The following is a 23,124-nucleotide window of genomic DNA, read 5'->3' as shown; positions in this document are numbered from 1 at the left end:
CGATGAACTATGTCACCCAGCGACTGGTAACCTTTCCTCTGATCCTCCTCGGGGTGTCGGTTCTGGTCTTCATTGCCATCCGCCTGGTTCCCGGCGACGCCATCACGGCGATGCTCGGCACCGAAGCGGGTCTCCTCACCGCCCAGCAGCGCCTCTCGCTCGCCACCTATTTCGGTATCGACCAACCCTGGCCGACCCAATACTGGCATTGGCTGACCGGCCTGTTCCGCGGCGACCTGGGCGTCTCTGTGACATACGGCAAGCCGGTTCTCGACGTGATCCTCGAACGGTTCCCGCTGACGCTCGAGCTGGCGCTCCTCTCGATGGTCATCGCCCTCCTGGTCGGCATTCCGGCCGGCATCCATGCGGCGACCCACAACGAGAAGCCCTCCGACCTCATCGTGCGCATCGTGGCCATGCTCGGCCAGTCGACGCCGAACTTCGTGGTCGGCCTCCTCATCATATATTTCCTCTCGGTCGGGTTCGGCGTGCTGCCGACCATGGGCAGCGTCGCGCCGCTCTGGCAGGACCCCATCGGCAATCTCAGCCAGTTGATCCTTCCCGCCATCACCCTCGGCTTCGCCTTCGCCGCCTCGGTGACGCGCATTTCGCGCTCGGCCATGCTCGACGTGCTGCGCGACGACTATGTCCGTACTGCGCGCGCCAAGGGCGTGCCGCAGCGGCGCACGATCTGGCGCCATGCTTTCCCCAATGCGCTGATCCCGGTGGTGACGCTCTGCGGCGTCGAGTTCGGCTACCTGCTCGGCGGCGCCGTCATCGTCGAGCAGATCTTCGCGCTGCCCGGGCTCGGGCGCATGGTGCTCGACGCCATCAGCCAGCGCGATTACGCGCTGGTGCAGGGCTCGGTGCTGTTCGTGGCGCTCAACTTCCTCATCGTCAACCTGCTCGTCGACATGGCCTACGTCGCCATCGATCCGCGTATCCGGCTCGGAGGGCAGTGACATGGAAATGCTCAAGGCCATCGCCCGCCATCCCAGCGGCAGGATCGGCGGCGCCATCATCGCGCTCTACATCATCGTCGCGCTCTGCGCCGCCTTCGGGCTGACGCCGCACGACCCGCTCAAGCAATACCGCATCGACCGCCTGATGGCGCCGAACGGCACCTATTGGATGGGCACGGACCTCTTCGGCCGCGACATGACCAGTCGCCTGATGATGGGCATCGGCCAGTCCTTCATCGTCGCCTTTGTCTCGGTGGCCTTCGCCAGCGTCGCCGGCACCATAGTCGGCCTCATCGCCGCGTGGTGGGGCAGGGGCTGGGACGGCGCGCTGATGCGCGTGATGGACGTGCTGCTCGCCTTTCCGGCGATCCTCCTGGCGCTGCTGATCGTGGCCATTGCCGGCCCCGGCACCTGGACCAGCATCGTCGCCATCGGCATCGTCTACACCCCGATCTTCGCGCGCGTCGTGCGCGGGCCAGCGCTCTCGATCAAGTCGCGCGAATATGTCGACGCGGCCCGCACCTTCGGCAGCAGCCAGTTCTATATCCTCACCCGGCACATGCTGCTCAACCTCGTGGCGCCACTTACGGTACAGGTGACGCTGGCTCTGGCCTGGGCATTGCTGACCGAGGCGGCGCTGAGCTTCCTCGGGCTCGGCACGCAGCCGCCGACGCCTTCGCTGGGGCTGATGCTGAGCGACGCCCGCAACCTCATGGAATCGGCGCCCTGGCTGCTGATCTTCCCGGCGCTGACGCTGATGCTCGGCATCCTGGGCTTCAACCTCTTCGGAGATGCCCTGCGCGATATCCTAGACCCCAAGACGCGGAGGGCCCGGGCATGAGCCTCCTGCTTTCGGTCAAGGACCTGCATGTCGGCTTCGGCCGCGACCCCAAGGTCAATGAAGTCGTCCACGGTGTGAGCTTCGACATCGCGGCCGGCGAGACGCTGGCCATTGTCGGGGAAAGCGGCTCGGGCAAATCCGTGACGGCGCTCTCGGTCAACCGACTGGTCGATTTCGGCGGCGGCCGCATCACTTCCGGCTCCATCGACTTCCAGCGTTCGGATGGCTCGGTGCTCGACCTGGTCGGCGCCGGCGAAGCGCAACTGGAGACGATCCGCGGCCGCGAGATCGGTATGATCTTCCAGGAGCCGATGACCTCGCTCAACCCGGTCCACACCATCGGCTGGCAGATCGAGGAGGCGTTCCGCCTACACAAGGGCCTGCGCGGCAGCGCGGCCAGGGCAGCGGCGCGCGAGGCGCTGGAGCGGGTGCGTATTCCCGATGCCGAGCGCCGGCTCGCCTATTACCCGCACCAGCTTTCGGGCGGCATGCGCCAGCGCGTGATGATCGCAATGGCGCTCGCCTGCAGCCCGCGGCTCCTCATCGCGGATGAGCCGACCACGGCGCTCGACGTGACGGTGCAGGCCCAGATCATGGCGCTGCTCGCCGAGCTGCGGCGCGAGATGAACATGGGCATGATCTTCATCACCCACGACATTGGCCTGGTGGCCGGCGTCGCCGACAAGGTGATGGTGATGCAGAATGGCGTGGCAGTGGAGCAGGGTGAGCTGAGCCAGGTGCTCGACAACCCGCAGCACGACTATACCAAGCACCTGCTGACGGCCGTGCCGCATTTCAGCGGCGGCCGGTCGGTGCGCAGCGACGAGGCTTCGGCCGAGGGCAAGCCCATCGTTTCGGTTTCCAACCTTGCGGTGCGCTTCCCGGTGCGCTCGGGCTTCCTGCGTCGGCCGACCGGGGCAGTGCACGCGGTCGACGGCGTCGACTTCGAAATCATGCGCGGCCAGACCCTGGCCATCGTCGGGGAAAGCGGCTCGGGCAAGTCGACGACCGCCCGCGCGCTGATGGGACTGGTGCCCCCGACGCGCGGCGTGATCGAGACGGGCGAGGCCAGGCATCGCGCGGCCCATGCCCAGCGGTCGCTGCAAATGGTGTTCCAGGACCCGTTCGCCTCGCTCAACCCGCGCCTGACGGTGCGCAACCTCCTAGCCGAACCCGCTATCGCGGCAGGGCAGGCGAACGACGAGGCGCTCAAGAAGCGCATGGAAGCGCTGCTCGAGCGCGTCGGCTTGAAACCCGACAGCCTCGACCGCTACCCGCACGAATTCTCGGGCGGGCAGCGCCAGCGGCTCTGCATCGCCCGGGCGCTGATGCTCAACCCCGATGTGGTCGTGCTCGACGAGGCGGTTTCCGCGCTCGATGTTTCGGTGCAGGCGCGCGTGCTGGAACTGCTGATCGACCTGCAGAAGGAATATGGCCTGGCCTATCTCTTCATCTCGCACGACATGGCGGTGGTCGAGCGCATCGCCCACCGGGTGGCGGTGATGTATGCGGGGCGCGTGGTCGAGATCGGCGACGCGGCGGCGGTGCTTTCCAACCCGCAGCATTCCTATACCAAGCGCCTGATCGAGGCGGTGCCCTCGGTCGACCGGCGGCACCAGCGGTTCGAGCTCGATACGCGCCAGGTGCCTTCGCTGGTCCGGCCGCTCGGCTATGAGCCGGAGGCGGCGCAATGGCGGCAGGTCGGCGCGGACCATCGTGCGCTGGCCGAGACTTGATGGAGCCAATGGATGACTGACCAATCCGCCTTCGCGGATCGCTTCGAGCGGGCCTTCGCGCCGCTGGCTGCCTCTATCGAGGCAGGCCGTATTCCGGGCGGCGTGCTGGGCGTCGTCGATGCCGACGGCACGCGAATGACGCGGGCGATCGGCAGGGCGCAGGTGGTGCCCTCGGTCCGGCCGATGGAAGAGGATACCTGGTTCGACCTGGCCTCGCTGACCAAGGTGATCTTCACCACCCCGCGCATTCTGGCTTTGGCCGAAGTGGGGGTGATTGACCTCGACGCGCCGCTCACCAGCCTGCTGCCGGACTTCCACCAGTACAACCCGGATGCCTGGGCGCGGAAGATCACGTTCCGCCAGTGCCTCGGCCACCAGACGCCGTTCCCGGCGGTGTTCCCGCTCTACACCTATAACCGCGACCCCTACCTGCTGCGGGCCTTCGTGCTGCAGCACGACTGGCCGGCGGGGCCGTCGGTCTATTCGGACATCAACTTCATCCTGCTCGGCCTGGCGCTGGAGCGCCACGCCGGCAAGTTCATCCGCGAGATGGACCCGGGCGCCGGCTTCGCCTTCTCGGCGGCCCCCGACAAGTCGGCGGCGACCGAGAACTGCACCTGGCGCTACCGCGTGCTGAGCGGGGAAGTGCACGACGACAACACCTCGGCCTTGCAGGGCGCCGGCCATGCCGGGCTCTTCGGGACGGCGAGCTCGGTGCTCGACTTCGCCCAGGGCGTGCTGACGCAGACGGGAATATCGCCGTTCGCCGTCGACCTCATGCGCAAGCCGCTATCGGCGCGCCGGACGCATGGCTGGGAGCGACCCTATGAGGGTTGGTCGGGCGGCGAGAACTGCACGCCCGAAACCATCGGCCATACCGGCTTTACCGGCACGGGGCTGTGGATCGACTTCGCCAATGGCCGGGCCTGGACGCTCTTGACGAACCGCGTCCACCCGACCCGGCATTTCGACAGCGGCATCCTCCAGCTACGGCGCGCCGTCGCCGACGAAATCAACAAGGAGTAGACGATGGCACCGATCTGGGCCGTAGGGCTGATGACCGGCACCGTGCTGGATGGCAATATCGACGTGGCGCTGCTCAAGACCGACGGCGAGCGCATCGAGGCCTTCGGACCCTATACGCTGGCCCCTTACCCGCAATCGATCCGCACGCTGCTCGAAGAGACGCTGCAGCAGGCGCGGGCCTGGAATTTCGAGGGGCCCGAGCCCGCGATCTTCGCCGAGGCCGAGGACGCGCTGACCCGGGCGCAGTCGGAGGCCGTGCGGAACCTGGTCGAGGCCAACGGCATGACCATGGCCGATATCGGCGCGGTGGGCTTCCACGGCCAGACCGTGCTGCACCGGGCGCCGCAGCCCGGCCGCATCGGGGCGACGCGCCAGCTCGGCAATGGCGAGCTGATGCATGACCTGCTCGGCTGCAAGGTGGTCTACGATTTCCGCTCGGCCGACGTGGCTGCCGGCGGGCAGGGCGCACCGCTTTCGGCCGCCTACCACCAGGCGCTGCTCCGCTCGCTGGGGAGCGATGGGGATACGGCGGTGCTTAACCTCGGCGGCGTGGCCAACGTCACCTGGTGGGACGGCGCCGACACGCTGATCGCCTTCGACACCGGCCCGGCCAACGCGCCGATCAACGACTTCGTCAAGGCGCATGGGCGCGGCGACATGGATCGCGACGGCGCACTGGCCTTTGCCGGCAAGGTGGACGAGGAGCGGCTAGCCAAGCTCCTGACCCATCGCTACCTCACCGCGCCCTATCCCAAATCGCTCGACCGCTTCGACTTCGGCGCGGCCATGGCCGATGGGCTCGGGCTCGAGGATGGCGCGGCGACGCTGACCGCCTTTACCTGCGGCGCCGTGGGCAAGGCGCTCGACCTCCTGCCGCGCAGGCCCTCCCGGCTGGTGGTGTGCGGCGGCGGGCGGCACAACCCGGCGATCATGGCCATGCTCAAGACCCGGGCGGGCGTCGAAGCCGTGCCGGCCGAGACGGTCGGCTGGCGTGGGGACGCTATCGAAGCCGAGTGCTTCGCGTTCCTGGCGGCGCGCGTTCTGCGCGGAATGCCGATCAGTTTCCCCACCACGACCGGTGCGCCGAAGCCTATGCAGGGCGGACGTATAGCCGGTTAGCAATGGATTGCAGTGTTTTTGTTAGCCATGTTTGTCAGGTTATGGCTACAGGCGTTTGATTTTGTTGATAGTTACGGATCGGAACCGTCTGCCAATCGTTAAATTTTGACTCAATTTCGGGCAATGTTCGCGAGTCTTTCGCGGGTTTTGCGACGATTTGGAGTGAATTTGGGGATTGTTGGCGGGACGATGTTCCGATGCTGGGTTCGATGAGCTGCGAGTGTGGCTCTGGGATTTTAGCCCGGATGGGGTAAGGGGGGATAAGTTTCCCCTGCACCCGGCGCGTTCCCGCTAGGGTCCGTACTCAATTGCACCGGTAGATGAGTTGCGATGGCCACCCCAACCACCGGACTTCCCCGGACTTGATCCGGGGCCCATTGCCATTCTCCACTAGAGTGGAGGAACCCGTGGGCCCCGGCTCTGCGGCCGGGGAAGTTCAGTGGTTGTGGCGCGGCAGACGAACGGCGCTTCCGTTGGAATCTGTCGGATGGGGAGATAGCGCTCTGGGGGCGCTGGGACTTGTTGAGTACGGACCCTAGCGCAGTGGCTTTTGCAGGAACGTGCGCGTTCTGCCCGGGGGGAAGTCCTTGAGCTCGCCGAAGGGGACGTAACCCTGCCGTTGGTAGGTCTTCAGCGCGACCGGATTGAAGGTGTCGATATAGGCGGCGTGGCAACCGCGCGATCGGGCTTCGGCTTCGGCGGCTTCGAGCATGCGGCCGGCTGTGCCCTGGCCGCGCAGGGCTTCATCGACCCAGAGCCATTGCACGTAGAGCCAGCCCCAGGCGGTGTAGCCGCTGGTGCCGGCCTTGATCTGCCCGTCTTCGTCGCGGACGAAGACGGCGAGCGGCTTGCGGTCGGAGGGGCCGGCATCGATCTCGTTGAAACCGGTGAGGCCGGCGGCGATGACGGCCAGGTCTTCGGCAGAAGGATCGGCGGTGAGCGAGAGATGGGTGGCCATGGGGAGTCCGGAAGAAAGGGCTGCTTCATCGGAACCACGAGGCGGGTCGCAACGTCAAGCTGGACGGCGGGCGTTTCGATACATACATTATCCATACACGTGGATCCGATGTGTGAGTCATGCCCAAAACCCTTTCCTGGTTGCCGGAACTGTCGCGCGATGGCGCGCCGCTCTACCTGGCGGTGGCCGATGCGCTGGCCGCCGATGTCGGCAGCGGCCGGCTGCCAGGCGGCACGCGGCTGCCCTCGCAGCGGGCACTGGCGGATGCATTGGGCGTCGATTTCACCACGATCAGCCGCGCCTATAACGAGGCGCGCGATCGTGGGCTGATCGAGGGCCGGCCAGGGCAGGGCACGTTCGTGCGCGGGGCGGTGGCGGCGGCGCGACGCGCCAGCCAGGGCGGCGGCGTCGACATGAGCATGAACCTGCCGCCGCTCTTCGACGATGCCGCCGTGGCTTCGCGCATGTGGCGCGAGATCGGGGCGATCGAACAGGACGGCGGCCTGCCGCTGCTGCTGCGCTACCAGGAAGCGGGCGGCAGCGCGGCGGATCGGACGGCCGGAGCGAACTGGCTGGCGGGGAGGATCGGTACGGTCGACCCGGCGCGCGTGCTGGTAGCGGCGGGCGCACAGGGGGCGCTGTCGGCGATACTGGGCACGATTGTCGCGCCGGGCGACGCCATCTGCGTCGAGCAACTGACCTATCCGGGCATGCGGGCGCTGGCGGCCTTTTCAGGCGTGCGACTGCTGCCCGTGGCGATGGATAAGCACGGGCTGGTGCCCGAGGCGCTGGAGGATATCTGCCGGATAGACAAGCCCAAGGCGCTCTATTGCATGCCGACGATCCATAACCCGACCACCATCACCATGCCGCCGGCGCGGCGCGAGGCCCTGGTGGAGGTGGCGCGACGACACGGCCTGCCGATCATCGAGGACGATGCTTACGGCATGCTGCCGACCGATGGCGCGCCGACGCTCGCGCGACTGGCGCCTGAACTGACCTATTACATCGGCGGCATCGCCAAGACGCTCTCGCCGGCACTGCGGATCGCTTATCTCGTCGCGCCCGATCTGCGGGCGGCGCTACGGCTGACCGGCGGAATCAGGGCGACGACGCTGATGGCCTCGCCGCTTTCGACGGCCATCGCCACGCGCTGGATCCAAGGCGGCACGGCGCAGGCGGTGCTGCACGCCATTCGCACGGCGGCGGCGGAGCGACGGCGGGTGACGCGAAGCCTCCTGCCGCAGGCCTTGCTGGACGATGCCGGCTTCCATGCGTGGCTGCCGCTGCCGGGGCGCTGGCAGCGCGGGCCGTTCGTGGCCGGCCTGCGCAATGCCGGCATCGGCGTCGTACCCAGCGACGCCTTCGCCGTGGGCGAACCGGTGGAGGCGGTGCGGCTGGGCCTGGGCAGCGCGCCGACCCTGGGCGACCTGGAGCAGAGCCTTGCCATAATAGCGGACCTGCTGGAGCAGCCGGCGGGGCTGGCGAATATGGTCATCTAGTCGCAGTCCATACACTTGCAATCACCGCACGATCAATCTACATACAGATTGCTGCTGTATGGAGTGATTGCGTAAGTGTATGGATGATCTCCGGCAGCTTCACGCGAAGGAGATGGCAATGGCCGCGCTCATGGCCCAGGAAACCGAACTCGAACCGCGTCCGTTCTGGCCGGCGGTTCTCAATGGCATGCGCTGCCGGTGCCCGCGCTGCGGCAAGGGCAAGCTGCTCCGCAACTACCTCAAGGTGAACGACGTCTGCTCCGAATGCGGGGAAGAGCTGTTCCACCACCGGGCCGACGACCTGCCGCCCTATCTCGCGATCATGATCGTGGGCCACATCCTGGTGACGATCATGTTCCACATGGAGGCGATCGGCGCGGGAAGCCCCTTCGTCTACCTCGCGGTCTTCGTGCCGCTTTCCATCATCATGCCGCTGGCCATGCTGCCCTCGATCAAGGGCGCGGTCGTGGGCCTGCAATGGTCGCGCCGCATGCACGGCTTCGGCAAGGCGCAGGCGGAATAGGGGACGGAAATGACTGAAGTCGAAGTCTGGATCGTTGTCGGCATCACTGCCGTTTTCGTCGGCCTGCTCGTGGCCGTGGGCTGGGGCATGCTGCTGACGCGCGGGCTCGATCGCCCGGCCATCGACAAGGGCAAGATCGTCGAATGACGCCAGTGTCGCGGTGGGTCAGTGTCGCCTGAGCGCAAGCCAGATGGCGGCCAGACCCACGGCGACCGAAAGCGCGCCGGCCACCGCCCAGCCCGGGGCGGGGCCCTCGATGGCCTCGCATTCGGCGACGCACAGGATGGGCTGGATGGTGACCAGCCCGGTGCCCTGCAAGAACCACAGGCATCCGAGAATCCCGATCACCACTCCGAACGCAAACAGAAGCCACCGCATCGCATCACTCGTCTCGTTCCGTAGAGGGTCCTAGTCCAACACGGATCGCACGGTGATGGAACCGCCTTGGGCACACGGCGCGATGACGTCTTGTCGATTGAGCCGGTTCGGCTACCTTCGCTGCAGGTGCAACGCCGCGCTTTCGGAGGAGCCATGGCCGTCAAGCTGTCCCAATCCAACCTTGCCGCCTTGCCGTCCGGCGTGGCCACGCCGCGATACGACCGCAGCAGGCTCGAGCCCGGCATCGTCCATATCGGCGTAGGCAATTTCCACCGCGCGCACCAGGCAGTCTATCTCGATGCCCTCTTCAATGCCGGCGGGGCGCTGGACTGGGGCATTGTCGGGGCAGGCGTGCGGACGGCCGATGCCGATATGCGCGCCAAGCTCAAGGCGCAGGACTGGCTGACGACGGTGGTCGAGCAGGAGGCGGAGTCCTCGCAGGCGCATGTGACCGGGGCAATGGTGGATTTCATCGCGCCGGGGGACAGCGCGCGGCTGCTCGATATGCTCGCCGATCCGGCGATCAGGATCGTGTCGCTGACCATCACCGAGGGTGGGTATTACATCGATCCGGCAAGCCAGAAATTCGATCCCAACCACCCAGATATCGTGGCGGATGCCAGGGATATGGCAGCGCCGAAGACCGCCTTCGGCCTGATCCTCGCGGGGCTGATGCGGCGGCGGGCGGCGGGGATTGCGCCGTTCACGGTGATGAGCTGCGACAATATTCCGGGTAATGGCCACGTGACCGAGAACGCGGTGGCGGGGCTGGCGGCGCTGGTCGACCCGGCGCTGGCGGACTGGGTGCGCGCGGAGGTCGCATTTCCCAATTCGATGGTGGACCGCATCACGCCGGCGACCTCGGCGCGCGAGCGGGAGCTGCTGACAAGCCAGTTCGGCGTCGAGGACAATTGGCCGGTCTTCTGCGAGGGTTTCAAGCAATGGGTGCTGGAGGATGATTTTCGGCTCGGGCGCCCGGCGCTGGAGCAGGTGGGCGTGCAGTTCGTCAAGGACGTGGCGCCGTTCGAGTTGATGAAGATCCGCATTCTCAATGGCGGCCACGCGACGATCGCTTATCCGGCGGCTCTGCTCGATATCCATTTCGTGCACGAGGCCATGGAGGAGCCGCTGATCCGGCGGTTCCTGGCCAAGGTCGAGCGCGAGGAAATCCTGCCGATCGTGCCGCCGGTGCCCGATACGAGCCTCGAGGAGTATTACGCGCTGATCGAGCGGCGCTTCTCCAACCCCAAGATCGGCGACACGATTACCCGGCTCTGCCTCGATGGCTCGAACCGGCAGCCGAAATTCATCCTGCCCTCGGCGGCGGATCGGCTGGCGCAGGGGCGCAGCGTCACCGGGCTGGCGCTGGTTTCGGCGCTGTGGTGCCGGTACTGCTACGGAGAAACCGACAGCGGCAAGCCGATCGCGCCGAACGATCCGAGCTGGGACCGGCTCAAGGAAACGGCGCGGCGGGCCAAGGCGGACCCGCGGGCGTGGCTGGGAATGACCGACATCTTCGGGAAGCTGGCAGAGAACCCGGCTTACGTGGCGGCGTTTTCCAAGGCGCTGAAGATGCTTTGGGAGCGGGGTACGCGGGAGACGCTGACGCGGTATATGGCGGATAAGTTGTAGGGGGTGGGTGTGGAGCTTGGGGCTACCCCCACCCTCGATCCCTCCCCGCAAGGGGGAGGGAGGCGTTGGGGGGCGGTCCGGGTTGGGACTCGGGGTTCTCACGCTGAAGTTTCCACGCCTACGGAACTAACGGCGCTGGCGGAGTTGGCAAGTCTGCAGAACTAGCACGTCCTCGGAGCCAGCACGTCCCCAGAGCTAGCACGGCTGTAGACTAGCTACGCCAGAACTCGCCACGCTCACTGAACTTCCCCGGGCGAAGACCCGGGGCCTATTGCACCCCTCCACTCGAGTGGAGGTATCCGTGGGCCCCGGCTCTTCGGCCGGGGAAGTGCGGGGGTGGGGTGAGGGAGGTGGTTGAAGGGGGGAAGGTGGTTAAAGGGGGTTGAAGGGGGTTGAAGGGGGTTGAAGAGTGGGCGAGGCAGCGTGGGAGATGGAGGCAGAGTGCGGAGGCCGAGGCAGACTGGAGAGGGATGGCTGGCCGAGCGGCTACGATAGCGGTTCGCAGGTTATGGCGTAGCTTGTGGTCCAGGGCGTGTTCGCCTTGAGCGCCGTGCTGGTGCGGATGCCCTTTCGGGCTAGCGGGCTGTTCCTGTTGAGCGCGTGGGCTAGGCCCAGGTCGAACGGGCCTGATATGGGTTCGATGCCGATGGCGCGGAAGCGGCCGTTCCAGGGGTAGAACTGGCGGCCGCCATTGGACATCCAGAGCAGGCATGAGGGCAGGGCTTCGGCGTCCCAGGTGAGGATGGCGCGGTAGCCTTCGACGTGGTTTTCGAGCGCCACGCGGCCGCCCGTGCCGGTGAGGAGGACGAGGTCTTCGCTCGGTTGGGCAAAGGGCAGTCGGGTTATGTCGCGGTTGAGTGCGGCAGGCGGCTGGTCGCGCTGGTCGGGCGCGAGGGCGGAGCGGCCGGGTTCGACGTCGACCGGGAAGGTCCAGGCGCGGGCCTGCGCGGGGAGGACGAGGCGGGCGGCGCCGGGCTCGTCGGGGAGGCGGAAGACCGGGTGCAGGCCGATGGGCAGCTCGACATCGCGCCGGGGATGGATGGTGAGCCTGAAATCGACGGCGGGCTGGCCGGGACGCGCGGAGACGGTACGTTCCAGGCGCGCGATGGGGTGGTCGGTGGGGTAGGCGATCGAGAGATCGACGCGGCCCTCACTCGTGCTGTCGAATTGCCAGTCGTGGTGGGAGCTGAAGCCGTGGGCCTGCGTATGCCATGGAGTGGCGATGGCTGGCGGCAGCCAGTCGGACGGCAGGTCCGTGCGGGTCTGGGGGACGCCGAAGGGGACGCAGGGCCATTCGCCGCGCAGGCGCTGGAGGAGCGGTTCGACCCTGGCGAGCTCCTCGGGCGGGTCGTCGGACCAGGGGGCGACGGCGAGCGGGGAGACGGGGCGTTCGCCGCCGATGTCGAAGAGGATCGGCCCGGCCATGCCGGCAAGGCTCTGCACCTCGCCCGAGACGTGACTGCCGGCGAAGCGGACGGTGCGGCTCATCGGGCCGGCATCTCGTCGGCGAAGTAATCGGGATGCTCGCGGCGGATGGAGTCGAGATCGCGGAAGACAGATTCGAGATGCTGCTCGATCCGCGTCTCGGCGCCCTTGGCGTCGTGCGCGATGAGAGTCTGGAGGATGGCCTCGTGCTCATCGGCGATGACGAGCATGCGATCCTTGCTCAGGAGCGACAGGCGCCGCACGCGGTCCATGTGGAACTTGGCCTCGCCCAGATCCTCCCAGATGGCCTCGAAACCGGCGGCCTTGGCGATGAGGGCGTGGAAGAGATCGTCCGAAGCCATGAAATTGCGATCGTCGCCCAGCTCGGCGAAGGTGCGCTGCATGACGATTTCGCGCTGGAGTTGGGTCTTGATCGGCTCGGCCAGCTTCTCCGCCGCCAGGCGCACGAGCGGGCGTTCGAGGGAATCCCGGATGAAGCGCGCCTTGGCGACGCGCTGGATGCTGATGGGCGATATCAGCGTGCCGCGCTGCGGGTAGATATCGACGAGGTTGCGACGTGCGAGGCGCCCGAAGGCCTCGCGCACCGGCGTGCGGCTGACGCCGAACTCGGCGGCCAGCCGGGCCTCGGAAAGCTCCTGGAAGGGCTTGAGGTCCATATCGAGGATGCGGTTGAGCACAAGCTCGTAGATCTGCGTGGCAATCGAACCGCTGTCGGAGCGGTGCAAAGTTCGCTTGTCGAACTTCGGTTCTGATCCCGCCACTGTATCTTTCCCGGTTGTCACCAAAATCTCCGGCTAGTTTGTCGAAAGCTGCAGGCCCGACATGAAATATTTGCGCAGCACTATAAACAATAGCACCGTGGGTATGCTCGTAATCAGGCTCGCTGTCACCACCACATTGGGACCGGTGGACGCGTAGGTCCCCTGCAGCGATTGCAGGGCGGTCATGATCGAGCGCACTTCATTGCCGCTGGCCAGGATCGATGAGAACAGCAGGTCGTTCCAGATCCAGGTGAATTGCAGCAGGCAGAGGGCCACCAGCGGCCCCTTGGCATTGGGCACGATCATCGAACGGAACACCCGCCACTCGCTGGCGCCCTCGATGCGCGCGGCCTCGTCGATCTCCTTGCTGATCGTGGCGAAGGAATTGCGCAGCACGAGCAGCGGGAAGGGGATGCAGATGGCGGTATAGATGAGCAGCATGCCCAGCCATGAATTGATGAGGCCAAGCCGCTGATAGCCGAAGAAGAGCGGCACCAGATACATCTGGAACGGGAAGAGCGTGCCGGCAAAGATCAGCATGAACCAGCCATTGGCGCTGCGCAGCCCGAGCCGCGTGAGGCCATAGGCGGCGGCCGCCGCCAGCGCGACGGCGAGGATCGAGCCGAAAAGGCTATAGGTCAGCGAGTTGAACATGGCCTGGCTCATGCCGGCCAAGGTCCAGGCCTGGACCACATTGTCGATGAACGGGGCCAGGGAATCCGGCAGCTCCAGCACGCCCTTCTGCGCGTATTCGGGCGTGGTTTTGAAGACCGTGACGAAGAGATAGTAGAACGGCGTCAGGTAAAGCAGCAGCAGGACGAGCGCGAGGGCGAACCTGCCCATGCCCTTGCCGGAGCGCTGGCGCTCCCTGGCCTTGAGGCTGGCGAGGAATTCCGGATTTGAAAGATCGACGGCCATGAAATCCCTCGCTTAACGGATGCGGTCCTGCACGCGGCTCTGCAGCGTGGCGAGCGCCCAGGTGACGACGATGACCATGGAACTGAGGACCACCGCGATGGCCGAGCCATAGGCCCAGCCGCTCTTGGAGAAGGTCTCGTAGTACATGTAGACGGCCAGCGAGAGCGTGCGCTTGCCCGGATAGTCGGACGCCATGACCCAGAGGAGGTCGAAGGCGGTGAAGCCGGCGGCGACGTTGAGGATGGTGACGACGAGCACCGTGGGCAGCAGCAGCGGCCAGATCACGTGGCGGAAGATCTGCCAGGACGAGGCGCCATCGACCCGCGCCGCCTCGATCGGATCGCGCGGGATCGCAGCGAGGCCGAGCAGCAGCAGGACCATGGTGATGCCGAGCGTCTGCCAGGCGAAGGTGAGGATGATGGCGGGCGTGATGGTGCCGGCATCGTAGAGCCAGCCGAAATCATAGGGCTGCCCGGTGGCGGTCGAGACGAGGCTGTTGATCACGCCATGCGGGGCATAGACGTAATACCAGATGGTGCCGACGGCGGTGGGCGCCAGGATGCGCGGCAGGAAGAAGAGGCTCTTGAAGGTCTCCTGCAGCGGCATGTTGCGCAGGAGCAGCGCCAGGCCGAGACCGAAGGCGAGGGGAATGGTGACGGCGCCGATGACCCAGAGCGCGGTATTCCAGACGGCTTCGGAGAAATAGGGGACGTTGACGAGACGCTCGTAATTGCTGGTGCCGGCGAATTCGTCGAGTCCCTTGAAGCGCTGCCACTTGGTGAAGCTCAGGATGACGTTGAAGACCACGGGCGCGAGCAGGAAGACGAAGACCATCAGCACGGCCGGCGCAATGAAGAGCAGCGCCACCGACCCGCTGCGGCGCGCGGCTGCGCGCTCCCGGCGACGGGATTCGGCGAGGATTTCGGCTGAAAGGGCAAAGTCCTTGGCTGGCATCGATCTCGTTCCGTGGGGAAGGGACCGGCCGGAGACTGGCTCCGGCCGGCACGGGATTGCTTAGCGGCTGGCCCAGTAGTCGGCGTTGAGCGATTCCATGTCGTTCATCACCTTGGTGGCGTTGTCCGCGGTAGGATTGAGCATGAAGGCGCCCATCTGGGCGACGAGATCGCCCTGGAGGTCGGCCGGCACGGCCTCCCACCAGCGCACGATGCTGCGCGGCTTGGCCTCGGCCACGAGGTTATTGACCTCTTCGATGATGGCGTTGGTCGGCTTGGCCTTGAGGTTGCCGTTGAAGATCTGGACGGCATCGGTGGCTTCGGGCGTCATCAGGTAGTCGACGACCTTGGCCATGTTCGGATTGTCGGCCAGGGCCTTCTGCGACACGACGATGGGCGCTGCTTCCACGATAATGGAATTGGGCACGTCGGGCGTGACGGTCGGCATGATGAAGGCGCCGAAATCCTCGCCGGGCTTGAGGCCCTTGTCGGCGATCGAGCCGGCCATCCACTCCCCGATCAGGAACATCGCGGCCTGCTGGTTCACGAAGAACTTGGTGTCGTCCTGCTCGCGCGGGTCGGTGTAGTAGCCCTTGGCGTAGAAATCGGTCCAGAGCTGGAAGGCCTTCTGCACTTCCGGGCCGTTATAGGGGACGGTGCCGTCGGTGAGGCCGACAAAGGCATCCGGGCTCGTACGGATCATGAATTCGGAGAACCAGATGAGGCCCATCCAGCCGCCGACATTGGGAGCATTGAACGGGACGTAGCCGGCGGCCTTGAGCTTCTCGCAGGCGTCGAGCAGTTCTTCCCAGGTCTTGGGCGGGGCGGCGATGCCGGCCTTTTCGAAGGCGTGCTTGTTGTATAGCACCGGCCAGCGGGCGACGTTGAGGAGGGCGGCATAGGGCTTGCCGTCAACGGTGACGAGTTCGCGCTCGGCTTGAGAGAAATTGCCATCGGCGATGGCCTTGTCCCAGGCTTCGGTGAGCGGGGCGATGGCGCCGGTCTCGGCCAGCGCTTCGAGCTGCTTGCCGTTCCACCAGGTGAAGATCGGCGGGGCATTGCCGCCGGCGACGGAGGACTGGATGAAGGCCTGGTACTTGTCGGTCGGGGTCAGCAGCTCGGCCTTGACATTGAGGCCGGATGCCTCGCTCGCGCCCTTGGTGAGGGCGGTGAACCCATCCTGCCAGCCGTTCTTGTCGTTGTAGAAGGTGATATCCTGGGCGGTTGCGACGCCCACCGAAATGGTCATGGCAGACACGACGCCTGCTATGGCCATCAGCTTTCTGAGTGACATTTCTCTCTCCCTTGGTGGCTACACTCGGATCGCCGCTGTCACTTGCGAACCGAATTCTCTGTGGTCTTGTCGAAAAGGTGGACGCGCGAGCCGTCGATGCGGAAACGGCGCCGCTCGCCCGGCTCGATGAGCTCGGGCCGCTGCATGCGCGAGACGATCTCGGAGCCGGCGATGTCGAGGAACAGCAGGCTCTCGTTGCCCAGCATTTCGGCGAAGGTGACGGGCGCCTCGAAATCGACGCCGAATTCGGGCCGCAGCCCGTGGCCCTCGGGCACGATGTCCTCGGGCCGGATGCCCACGACGATGGGGCTGCCATCGGCGGGCAGGTCGAACTGGGAGGCATCGATGGGGATGTCGAGGCCGGCGGCGCGCACGGTGGCGCCCTGCACGGTGCCCTCGACCATGTTCATGGACGGAGCGCCGATGAAGCCGGCAACGAACATGTTGCGCGGGCGCTCGAAGACTTCGATAGGCGAGCCGATCTGGGCGACGTTGCCATCCTTGAGCACCACGATCTTGTCGGCCAGCGTCATGGCCTCGACCTGGTCATGCGTGACGAAGATGACGGTGGCGCCGAGCTGGCGCTGGAGGCGCTTGATCTCGACGCGCGTCTGGTTGCGCAGCTTGGCGTCGAGGTTGGAGAGCGGCTCGTCGAAGAGGAAAACCTCGGGCTCCCGCACCATGGCGCGGCCGATGGCGACGCGCTGGCGCTGGCCGCCGGACAGTTGCGAGGGGCGGCGCTCGAGATAGGGATCGAGGCCGAGCATCCTGGCAGCCTCGTCCTGGCGGCGGGAAATCTCGGCCTTGTCGACGCCCGCGATCTTGAGGCCGAAGCCGAGATTGTCCTTGACGCTCATATGCGGGTAGAGCGCGTAGGACTGGAACACCATGGAGATGCCGCGATCGCGCGAGGGCACGTCGTTGACGAGCTTGTCCCCGATCCGCAGCTCGCCATGCGAGATGGTTTCGAGCCCGGCGATCATGCGCAGGATCGTGGACTTGCCGCAGCCTGAAGGGCCGACGAAGACGACGAAGGTGCCGTCCTCGATGTCGAGATCGACGCCCTTGATGGCGACGAAATCACCGTAGATCTTGACGATATCGCGGAGCGTTACTGTTGCCATGCCGCGCCCCTACCTGGCCACCGGTTCGGCATAGCGCGTCTCGGGCTGGACGGCGTACCAATCGGGGCGCTGGGGGTCGCGGTCGTAGGCATAGCCGCCGACCTCGCGGAAATGGGCGGCGTAGCGCTCGAGCTTGTCGCGATCGACCTCGATGCCCAGGCCCGGGCCCTTGGGCACTTCGATCTGGCCATCGACATACTGCATCTTGCCGCCGACGATGATGTCGTCGAGCAGGTGGTGGTAATGCGCGTCGGCGGCGAAGCTCATATTGGGGAGGGCGGCGCCAAGATGGAGCATCGAGGCGAGCTGGATGCCGGCTTCGCCCGAGGAATGGACGCTGGCGCCGAACTGGAAGGTTTCGAGCACCTGCCCGGCGCGATAGGCCTGCCGCAGCCCGCCCCAGAACGTGGTGTCGAGCAGGATGACGTCCACCGCTTCGAGGCGGATATTGGCCGCGAGCTGCTCGAAATTGACCACAACCGCATTGGTGGCGGTAGGGATCGAGATGCGGTCGCGCAGGCGCCGCATGCCTTCGAGCCCGTGGCAGGGATCCTCGAAATAATCGTTGCGGATATGGGCGATGGCGCCGGCCACGCGGATGGCCTCTTCCACCGACCAGGCGCCGTTGGGATCGAGCCGGAACCGGTCGCCGGGGAAGGCGTCGGCCAGGGCCGAGAATACTTCGATATCGTGGTCGGGCGCGAAGACGCCACCCTTGAGCTTGTGGGTGGTGAAGCCATGGGCGGCCTTGAGGCGCCTGGCCTCGGCGACGATGTCGGCCGCGCTTTCCTCGCCACCGAGGCCGGTGCCTTCGCCCGGATAGCGGTAGAAGAGGTAGCTGGCGAAGGGAATGCTCTCGCGCAGGGCGCCGCCGATGAGGTCGCAGGCGCGGATGCCGAGGGCCTTGCCGGCCACGTCCATGCAGGCCATCTCGATGGCCGCGTGGAGCTGCATGCGGTTGTTGTAGAGGCTTGCCACCGGATTCATGATCTTCCAGCGCAGCTGTTCGAGCTGGAGCGGATCGTGACCCTTGAGATAGGGCAGGAGCCCTCGGATGGACTGCTCGGCGGCTTCCCCGCCGCCGCCCAGCTCGCCCCAGCCGGAGAGGCCTTCGTCGGTCACCACCTCGACGATAGTGCGGATGAAGCGGCCCCAATGCGCGCCATGGGCGTGCCGAAGCGGCGCCTCCAGCGGCAGGGCGACGGTGGTGGCCTTGATATCGACGATCTTCATTTACGAACCCGGTCTTCTGGCTTGGGAGCGCCGGCGATGCGGGCGAGAACACCCCCGTCGACGCGTACGGTTTCCCCGGTCATGAACGAGGCCTGGTCCGAAAGCAGGAAGGCGATGACGGAGGCGATTTCTTCCGGCTTGCCGCGCCGGCCGAGCGGATGCATGCCGTCGATGACGGCGTCGAGGCTCGCCGGATCGGGATCGAGGCCGATGGCCCAGCGGAGCATGGGCGTATCGACCGAACCCGGCGCGACGCCGTTGACGCGCACGCCGTTCTCCGCCTCGTCCATGGCCATGCCCGTGACGAGGCCGATGAGGCCGTGCTTGGCCACGACATAGGCCAGCGCGCCTTTCTGCGCCGCCATGCCCTGGATCGAAGCGGTGAGAACGACCGCGCCCTTGTGCTGGCGCAGTTGCGGCATTGCTGCCTTGGCGACGAGGAATGCGCCGGTGAGATTGACCGACATCACCTCGTCCCAGAGCTCGCGGGACGTGGTGACGACATCGCCGTAACGCTGGATGCCGGCATTATGGGACAGGCCGCCAAGTCCGCCGAAACGCTCGACCGCGAGAGCGACGGCGGTTTCGCTGTCGGCGGCGTTGGCGACAGAACCGACGGAGGCGACGGCGCGGGGGCCGAGGGCCCGGACCGTCTCGGCGAGCGCATCGCCATTCACATCCATCAGGACCACGGACTTGCCCGCGGCGACGAGGTTTTCGGCAACTGCCTTGCCTATGCCCATAGCCGCGCCGGTGACCAGCACTGTGTTTTTCGGATCGCTCATGTCTCGCCCAATTGCTCTTGCCAAGGAAATGTAGAGCTAGCATACTAGTGTTGTCAATCGCGCTCCGGTGGAGATGAGCGGTGGTAGAAAACCGCCGGTTCGGGCGCGTCACGCAGGGAGACTCGACTTGGTCCTCTACGCCTTTGCCGGCAGCCTCACGCAGCCTGCGCCGCATTTCGCTGCCGCGAACGGGGAGGGCATTTCGGTCTTCCGGTTCGACGACGAAGCGGGGACGCTGACCGCAATAGGAGCACCGCTGCGCGTCGAGGACGCGAGCTGGATCGCGGCGGGGAAGGGCGGCAGCCTCTACGCAACCACCGAGACGCCGGACCATCGGCAGAGCGCGCTGGCCGCGCTGAATTTCGATGCCGTTTCGGAGACGCTGCGGCTGCTCAATGTCGAGCCGCTTGGCGGGCTCGAGGCCTGTCATCTGAGCCTCGATGCAGTGGGCGAGACGGTGTTCGCGGCGAGCTATGGCGGGCATCGGGAGGACGGGCCGGATTTCGGTGTCGCAGTGATGCCGGTGCGGGCGGATGGCAGCGTGGCGCCGGCCTCATTCCTGAAGCGCCATGAGGGCAAGGGGCCCAATGCGGCGCGCCAGGAAGCGCCGCATGCTCATTGCGTGGTGCCTTCGCCGGATGGACGGTTCCTGTTCGTGGCCGATCTCGGGATCGACCGGCTGGTTGCCTATGAATTGCCGGGGATGGCGCGCCGGCCCGATCTCGATGCGGCGCTGCTGCCGGGGCTGGGTCCGCGGCATTTCCTGTTCGATGGCGCGGGGCGGCACCTCTATCTCGTCAGCGAGCTGATCCCGACTGCTGTCTCGTTCCGTTACGACGCGGCAAGCGGGCGGCTGGAGCAACTGGCTTCGCTGCCGATCGAACCGCCGGCGGGCGGCAAGGACCAGCCCGCGGGTATCGCGCTCAGCGGCGACGGGCGACACCTCTATGTGTCGCTGCGGCTTTCCGACGACATCCTGTTGCTGGCGATCGACGAGGCCACCGGCATGCCGCATGCGGTGGGCCGTACGCCCTCTGGCGGGGTGACGCCGCGCGACCTCAAGCTGTCGCCGTCGGGGCGGCACCTCATCGTCGCCAACCAGGATTCCGACCGCCTCACCATCTTCCGGCGCGATGCCCAGAGCGGCGCGCTGACCCATCGCAACGACACGGAAGTCGGCACGCCGATGACCGTGGCGCTAGCCGAATTCGCCTGAATTTCAGTCCAGTCGCCCAAGGCGCAGCAGAGGAAGCCATGACTGTCAAAGAATTCCTGATCATCAACCACACGCATACGGATTTCGGCTTCACCGACTATCCGGACACGCTGCTGCGGCATCACAACGCCATCATCGACGATGCGCTGAACCTGGTGGAAGAAGAGCAGGATCGCCCGGAGGACTCGCGCTTCCGCTGGACCTGCGAAGTCTCCTACATCACGGCCAACTGGTTCCGGCAGGCCTCGGACAAGCAGAAGGACCGCTTCCGCGATCTCTATAAGAAGGGGCTGCTGGGTGTCGGCGCGATGCCGGTGCACTGGACGCCGCTGATCAGTCCGGCCAACGCCATCCGCTCGCTCAAGAACCTGCACCTGCTCAAGAGCGAGGGCATCGACGCCAAGGTCGCCATCCAGTGCGACGTCAACGGGCTCGGCTGGTTCTGGACCGATCTGCTGCTCGACATGGGCGTCGACAGCTTCCTCATGGCCTCCAACCCCCACCGCGGCATGCGCTTCAACGACATGCAGCGCGTCTTCAACTGGCAGGCGCCATCGGGCCGCGACCTCTTCACGCTCCATGGCTGGCACTATTCGGTGGGCGTCAACACGTTCTTCTTCGGCGACAACGACATCGAGCGCACGCAGACGACGATCGATCGCGTGCTGGGCGAACTCGACAAGCGCGGGCAGTATCCGTACCCGGTCGCGCTCATGCCGATCACCAACCAGGCGGCGCCGGACAACGGCTTTCCGACGCGCGGCGTCTCCGATTTCATCGAGCGCTGGAATGCGGAAGGGCGCACCCCCAAACTGCGCTATGCGACCGTTGAGCAGGCCATGGACGGCGTGCGCAAGGCGGTGGCGGCGAGTGGCGAAAAGCCGCCAACCTATCGCGGCGACTGGTCGGATTTCTGGGTGGATGGCGTCGGCTCGACCGCCTACGAAACCGTGCTTGCCCGTTCGGCCGAAAGGCTATTGCCGGTGACCGACCTGCTGGCCGCTTTCGCGCAGACGGGCGACGACCGGTTGCTGGACAAGGCGGCCGACGAGATCCAGCTCTATGACGAGCATACCTGGGGCGCTTTCTGCTCGGTGACGCACCCGGATTCCCCGTTCACCCGCATCCAGCTCAACTGGAAGACCGGTCGCGCCCATAACGGCTTCGCGCTGGCGCAGGAAGCGGTGCGCAAGGAAGCGCAGAAGCGGGCGCGCGAAGTGGTGGACGGCAAGATCGAAGGCGATTTCCGCCTGCGCCGCATCGACCGCGTCGGCGACAAGGTGGCCAAGCCCGGCGACAAGCCGCTCAACGGCCTGCCGCTCATTCCCGAGGAGCAATCCTATTACGTGCTCAACCCATCGAGCGTGGCGCGTTCGGTGCGCTGGCCGGTGGTGCACGACCATGCCGGCTCCTCGCCGCAGACGCTGCTCGACGCCTATGTCACTGACCGCTTCCTGCCGGGCATGACGGTCCGCAACAGCGACCAGCCTTCGGCGAGCCATATCATCGCTGTCGACCTGCCGCCCTTCGGCGAGGCCGTAGTGAAGCCGGTTCCGGTCGAGCCCGCCAAGGATATTGCGATGGGCGAGAGCTGGATCGAGAACGCGAATTATCGGCTCGAAGTCGATGTGCGCGATGGCTCGATCAGGTCGCTGGTCGAGAAGGCGTCGGGCCGCGAATGCGCGTCGCCGACCCAGCCGCTGGGGCAACTGGTCTATGAGACGCTGGAGAAGGCAGGGCTCGAGCGCTACGGCACGTTCGGCGGCGGCTATGACTGGAGCCACATGGAAACCGTGGTCTGGCCCAAGCACACGGCCTATGCCCGCCGCACGGCTGACCAGGTAAAGGTGCGCGGGACGCGCCAGACCTCGATGGGCATCGAGATCACGCTCGATCTCGCCTGGTATCACGGCGACAAGGCCACGATCACCTATCGCCTGCCGCACGATGGACCGGGCGTGGAGGTGGAAAGCGTGATCCACAAGCAGCCGATCGAAACGCCGGAATCCTTCTACATGTCGTTCGGCGCGCCGGGCGAGAAGGCGCGGATCAGCCTCGACGTGGGCGACCGCATCATCGATCCGGTCAAGGAGCAGGTGCGCTATTCCTGCGAGGCATGGATCGCGGTGCAGGGCTTTGCGGCGGTTGAAACCGATGCCGGCGCGCTGGTTGTCGCTTCGCCTGACATTCCGGTGGTGCAACCCTTCGGCATCCAGACCGGCAATGCCGGCTCGGGTCGCGAGGGTGATGCGGCGAGCCTCGCCTTCTGGGTGCTCAACAACCACTGGGACGTGAACTTCGCCGCTTCGCAGACCGGCCGCATCCCGGCCCGTTTCCGCCTGCTGCCGCAGCCGAAATTCGATGCCGCTGCGGCTCGGGCCTTCGCCGAAACCACGGGCACGCCGCCGGTGATCGTGCGCGCCTATGAGAGCGCGACGAAATCGGCCAACCCGCTGGTCAAGGTCGATGCGCCGGTGGAGCTGGGTGCGCGGGTGCGCAAGGGCTGGAACGAGGGGCTGGTGCTGACGCTGGTCAATCACTCGGACAAGGCGGTCGACGCCAAGGTGAGCCTGCCCCAGCACGGCATTGCCAGCGCGAAGCTGGTCGACCCGATCGAGCAGCCCAAGGGCGACGTGCCGTTGAGCGGGGGCGTTGCCAGCGTCACGGTGCCTGCCGGCTCCGCGAGCTTCGTCCACCTGACCCTGTCCTAACTTTTG

At 66.2% G+C, this 23,124-nt stretch carries 21 protein-coding genes; 11 read left to right on the top strand and 10 right to left on the bottom strand.

The window, feature by feature from the left end:
• The first annotated feature begins 2 nt into the window (after positions 1 to 2).
• The 5 genes from JNE37_RS00420 to JNE37_RS00400 are packed head-to-tail and all read left to right on the top strand — an operon-like array spanning position 3 to position 5,684.
• Positions 3 to 962 (top strand): ABC transporter permease, encoded by a 960-nt coding sequence (locus JNE37_RS00420; RefSeq protein WP_035094138.1) that lies wholly within the window; start codon positions 3 to 5, stop codon positions 960 to 962.
• A 1-nt stretch (position 963) separates the two neighbouring features.
• Positions 964 to 1,803 (top strand): ABC transporter permease, encoded by an 840-nt coding sequence (locus tag JNE37_RS00415; protein ID WP_035094140.1) that lies wholly within the window; start codon positions 964 to 966, stop codon positions 1,801 to 1,803.
• Complete coding sequence (locus JNE37_RS00410; protein WP_203064965.1) at positions 1,800 to 3,539, top strand: ABC transporter ATP-binding protein; 1,740 nt, start codon at positions 1,800 to 1,802, stop codon at positions 3,537 to 3,539. Before JNE37_RS00415 ends, JNE37_RS00410 begins: the two co-directional genes overlap by 4 nt.
• A gap of 12 nt (positions 3,540 to 3,551) precedes the next feature.
• Positions 3,552 to 4,565 carry a serine hydrolase domain-containing protein gene (locus tag JNE37_RS00405; RefSeq protein WP_203064964.1) on the top strand — a complete coding sequence of 338 codons (1,014 nt, stop codon included), beginning with the start codon at positions 3,552 to 3,554 and terminating at the stop codon, positions 4,563 to 4,565.
• Positions 4,566 to 4,568: 3 nt separating this feature from the next.
• Positions 4,569 to 5,684 carry an anhydro-N-acetylmuramic acid kinase gene (locus JNE37_RS00400; RefSeq protein ID WP_203064963.1) on the top strand — a complete coding sequence of 372 codons (1,116 nt, stop codon included), beginning with the start codon at positions 4,569 to 4,571 and terminating at the stop codon, positions 5,682 to 5,684.
• 535 nt (positions 5,685 to 6,219) lie between these two features.
• Here JNE37_RS00400 and JNE37_RS00395 read toward each other — a convergent pair.
• Positions 6,220 to 6,642, bottom strand: coding sequence for a GNAT family N-acetyltransferase (locus tag JNE37_RS00395; RefSeq protein ID WP_203064962.1), 423 nt, complete (start codon positions 6,640 to 6,642; stop codon positions 6,220 to 6,222).
• 119 nt (positions 6,643 to 6,761) lie between these two features.
• On the opposite strand from JNE37_RS00395, the gene JNE37_RS00390 reads away from it, so the two are divergent.
• The 3 genes from JNE37_RS00390 (at position 6,762) to JNE37_RS00380 (ending at position 8,814) form a co-directional block, all read left to right on the top strand.
• Positions 6,762 to 8,144: an aminotransferase-like domain-containing protein gene (locus JNE37_RS00390; RefSeq protein WP_203064961.1), complete on the top strand. Its 1,383-nt coding sequence runs from the start codon at positions 6,762 to 6,764 to the stop codon at positions 8,142 to 8,144.
• A 118-nt stretch (positions 8,145 to 8,262) separates the two neighbouring features.
• Positions 8,263 to 8,667, top strand: a complete 405-nt coding sequence (locus JNE37_RS00385; protein ID WP_246513440.1) for a DUF983 domain-containing protein — start codon at positions 8,263 to 8,265, stop codon at positions 8,665 to 8,667.
• A 9-nt stretch (positions 8,668 to 8,676) separates the two neighbouring features.
• The gene (locus tag JNE37_RS00380; protein WP_156046243.1) at positions 8,677 to 8,814 is read left to right on the top strand and encodes a hypothetical protein; all 138 of its coding nucleotides are present in this window, start codon (positions 8,677 to 8,679) and stop codon (positions 8,812 to 8,814) included.
• Between the two features lie 18 nt (positions 8,815 to 8,832).
• Here JNE37_RS00380 and JNE37_RS00375 read toward each other — a convergent pair whose 3' ends face one another.
• Positions 8,833 to 9,045 carry a hypothetical protein gene (locus JNE37_RS00375; RefSeq protein WP_035094153.1) on the bottom strand — a complete coding sequence of 71 codons (213 nt, stop codon included), beginning with the start codon at positions 9,043 to 9,045 and terminating at the stop codon, positions 8,833 to 8,835.
• 153 nt (positions 9,046 to 9,198) lie between these two features.
• On the opposite strand from JNE37_RS00375, the gene JNE37_RS00370 reads away from it, so the two are divergent.
• Positions 9,199 to 10,677: a mannitol dehydrogenase family protein gene (locus tag JNE37_RS00370; protein WP_203064960.1), complete on the top strand. Its 1,479-nt coding sequence runs from the start codon at positions 9,199 to 9,201 to the stop codon at positions 10,675 to 10,677.
• Positions 10,678 to 11,163: 486 nt separating this feature from the next.
• Here JNE37_RS00370 and JNE37_RS00365 read toward each other — a convergent pair whose 3' ends face one another.
• The 8 genes from JNE37_RS00365 to JNE37_RS00330 are packed head-to-tail and all read right to left on the bottom strand — an operon-like array spanning position 11,164 to position 19,191.
• Positions 11,164 to 12,165 carry an aldose epimerase family protein gene (locus tag JNE37_RS00365; protein WP_203064959.1) on the bottom strand — a complete coding sequence of 334 codons (1,002 nt, stop codon included), beginning with the start codon at positions 12,163 to 12,165 and terminating at the stop codon, positions 11,164 to 11,166.
• On the bottom strand, positions 12,162 to 12,884 hold the full coding sequence (locus JNE37_RS00360) for a GntR family transcriptional regulator (protein WP_052015126.1): 723 nt from the start codon (positions 12,882 to 12,884) through the stop codon (positions 12,162 to 12,164). Before JNE37_RS00360 ends, JNE37_RS00365 begins: the two co-directional genes overlap by 4 nt.
• Positions 12,885 to 12,917: 33 nt before the next feature.
• Entirely contained in the window at positions 12,918 to 13,802 is an 885-nt protein-coding gene (locus JNE37_RS00355) for a carbohydrate ABC transporter permease (RefSeq protein ID WP_052152499.1), read from the bottom strand.
• A gap of 12 nt (positions 13,803 to 13,814) precedes the next feature.
• Positions 13,815 to 14,756 carry a carbohydrate ABC transporter permease gene (locus JNE37_RS00350; RefSeq protein WP_035031312.1) on the bottom strand — a complete coding sequence of 314 codons (942 nt, stop codon included), beginning with the start codon at positions 14,754 to 14,756 and terminating at the stop codon, positions 13,815 to 13,817.
• A gap of 60 nt (positions 14,757 to 14,816) precedes the next feature.
• Positions 14,817 to 16,049 (bottom strand): ABC transporter substrate-binding protein, encoded by a 1,233-nt coding sequence (locus JNE37_RS00345; RefSeq protein ID WP_203064958.1) that lies wholly within the window; start codon positions 16,047 to 16,049, stop codon positions 14,817 to 14,819.
• 38 nt (positions 16,050 to 16,087) lie between these two features.
• Positions 16,088 to 17,173 (bottom strand): ABC transporter ATP-binding protein, encoded by a 1,086-nt coding sequence (locus tag JNE37_RS00340; protein ID WP_203064957.1) that lies wholly within the window; start codon positions 17,171 to 17,173, stop codon positions 16,088 to 16,090.
• A 9-nt stretch (positions 17,174 to 17,182) separates the two neighbouring features.
• On the bottom strand, positions 17,183 to 18,406 hold the full coding sequence (locus tag JNE37_RS00335; RefSeq protein WP_203064956.1) for an enolase C-terminal domain-like protein: 1,224 nt from the start codon (positions 18,404 to 18,406) through the stop codon (positions 17,183 to 17,185).
• Positions 18,403 to 19,191 (bottom strand): SDR family NAD(P)-dependent oxidoreductase, encoded by a 789-nt coding sequence (locus JNE37_RS00330; RefSeq protein ID WP_203064955.1) that lies wholly within the window; start codon positions 19,189 to 19,191, stop codon positions 18,403 to 18,405. The genes JNE37_RS00335 and JNE37_RS00330 overlap by 4 nt, the downstream gene beginning before the upstream one ends.
• Positions 19,192 to 19,318: 127 nt before the next feature.
• Here JNE37_RS00330 and JNE37_RS00325 point away from each other — a divergent pair, with 127 nt between their 5' ends.
• Positions 19,319 to 20,407: a lactonase family protein gene (locus JNE37_RS00325; RefSeq protein ID WP_203064954.1), complete on the top strand. Its 1,089-nt coding sequence runs from the start codon at positions 19,319 to 19,321 to the stop codon at positions 20,405 to 20,407.
• Positions 20,408 to 20,445: 38 nt separating this feature from the next.
• Positions 20,446 to 23,118: a glycoside hydrolase family 38 N-terminal domain-containing protein gene (locus tag JNE37_RS00320; protein WP_203064953.1), complete on the top strand. Its 2,673-nt coding sequence runs from the start codon at positions 20,446 to 20,448 to the stop codon at positions 23,116 to 23,118.
• Positions 23,119 to 23,124: the final 6 nt, after the last annotated feature.

Source organism: Paradevosia shaoguanensis, from assembly GCF_016801025.1.
GTDB lineage: Bacteria > Pseudomonadota > Alphaproteobacteria > Rhizobiales > Devosiaceae > Paradevosia > Paradevosia shaoguanensis.
The sequence above is the reverse complement of the archived record's forward strand: the minus strand, read 5'-3'. Positions and strand labels throughout refer to the sequence as shown.

Coding starts and splice junctions, on each gene's coding strand:
- JNE37_RS00410 (WP_203064965.1), top strand. CDS start 1,800: ATGAGCCTCCTGCTTTCGGTCAAGGACCTGCATGTCGGCTTCGGCCGC.
- JNE37_RS00330 (WP_203064955.1), bottom strand. CDS start 19,191: ATGAGCGATCCGAAAAACACAGTGCTGGTCACCGGCGCGGCTATGGGC.
- JNE37_RS00390 (WP_203064961.1), top strand. CDS start 6,762: ATGCCCAAAACCCTTTCCTGGTTGCCGGAACTGTCGCGCGATGGCGCG.
- JNE37_RS00420 (WP_035094138.1), top strand. CDS start 3: ATGAACTATGTCACCCAGCGACTGGTAACCTTTCCTCTGATCCTCCTC.
- JNE37_RS00345 (WP_203064958.1), bottom strand. CDS start 16,049: ATGTCACTCAGAAAGCTGATGGCCATAGCAGGCGTCGTGTCTGCCATG.
- JNE37_RS00375 (WP_035094153.1), bottom strand. CDS start 9,045: ATGCGGTGGCTTCTGTTTGCGTTCGGAGTGGTGATCGGGATTCTCGGA.
- JNE37_RS00395 (WP_203064962.1), bottom strand. CDS start 6,642: ATGGCCACCCATCTCTCGCTCACCGCCGATCCTTCTGCCGAAGACCTG.
- JNE37_RS00335 (WP_203064956.1), bottom strand. CDS start 18,406: ATGAAGATCGTCGATATCAAGGCCACCACCGTCGCCCTGCCGCTGGAG.
- JNE37_RS00340 (WP_203064957.1), bottom strand. CDS start 17,173: ATGGCAACAGTAACGCTCCGCGATATCGTCAAGATCTACGGTGATTTC.
- JNE37_RS00380 (WP_156046243.1), top strand. CDS start 8,677: ATGACTGAAGTCGAAGTCTGGATCGTTGTCGGCATCACTGCCGTTTTC.
- JNE37_RS00365 (WP_203064959.1), bottom strand. CDS start 12,165: ATGAGCCGCACCGTCCGCTTCGCCGGCAGTCACGTCTCGGGCGAGGTG.
- JNE37_RS00415 (WP_035094140.1), top strand. CDS start 964: ATGGAAATGCTCAAGGCCATCGCCCGCCATCCCAGCGGCAGGATCGGC.
- JNE37_RS00320 (WP_203064953.1), top strand. CDS start 20,446: ATGACTGTCAAAGAATTCCTGATCATCAACCACACGCATACGGATTTC.
- JNE37_RS00370 (WP_203064960.1), top strand. CDS start 9,199: ATGGCCGTCAAGCTGTCCCAATCCAACCTTGCCGCCTTGCCGTCCGGC.
- JNE37_RS00355 (WP_052152499.1), bottom strand. CDS start 13,802: ATGGCCGTCGATCTTTCAAATCCGGAATTCCTCGCCAGCCTCAAGGCC.
- JNE37_RS00385 (WP_246513440.1), top strand. CDS start 8,263: ATGGCCGCGCTCATGGCCCAGGAAACCGAACTCGAACCGCGTCCGTTC.
- JNE37_RS00400 (WP_203064963.1), top strand. CDS start 4,569: ATGGCACCGATCTGGGCCGTAGGGCTGATGACCGGCACCGTGCTGGAT.
- JNE37_RS00405 (WP_203064964.1), top strand. CDS start 3,552: ATGACTGACCAATCCGCCTTCGCGGATCGCTTCGAGCGGGCCTTCGCG.
- JNE37_RS00350 (WP_035031312.1), bottom strand. CDS start 14,756: ATGCCAGCCAAGGACTTTGCCCTTTCAGCCGAAATCCTCGCCGAATCC.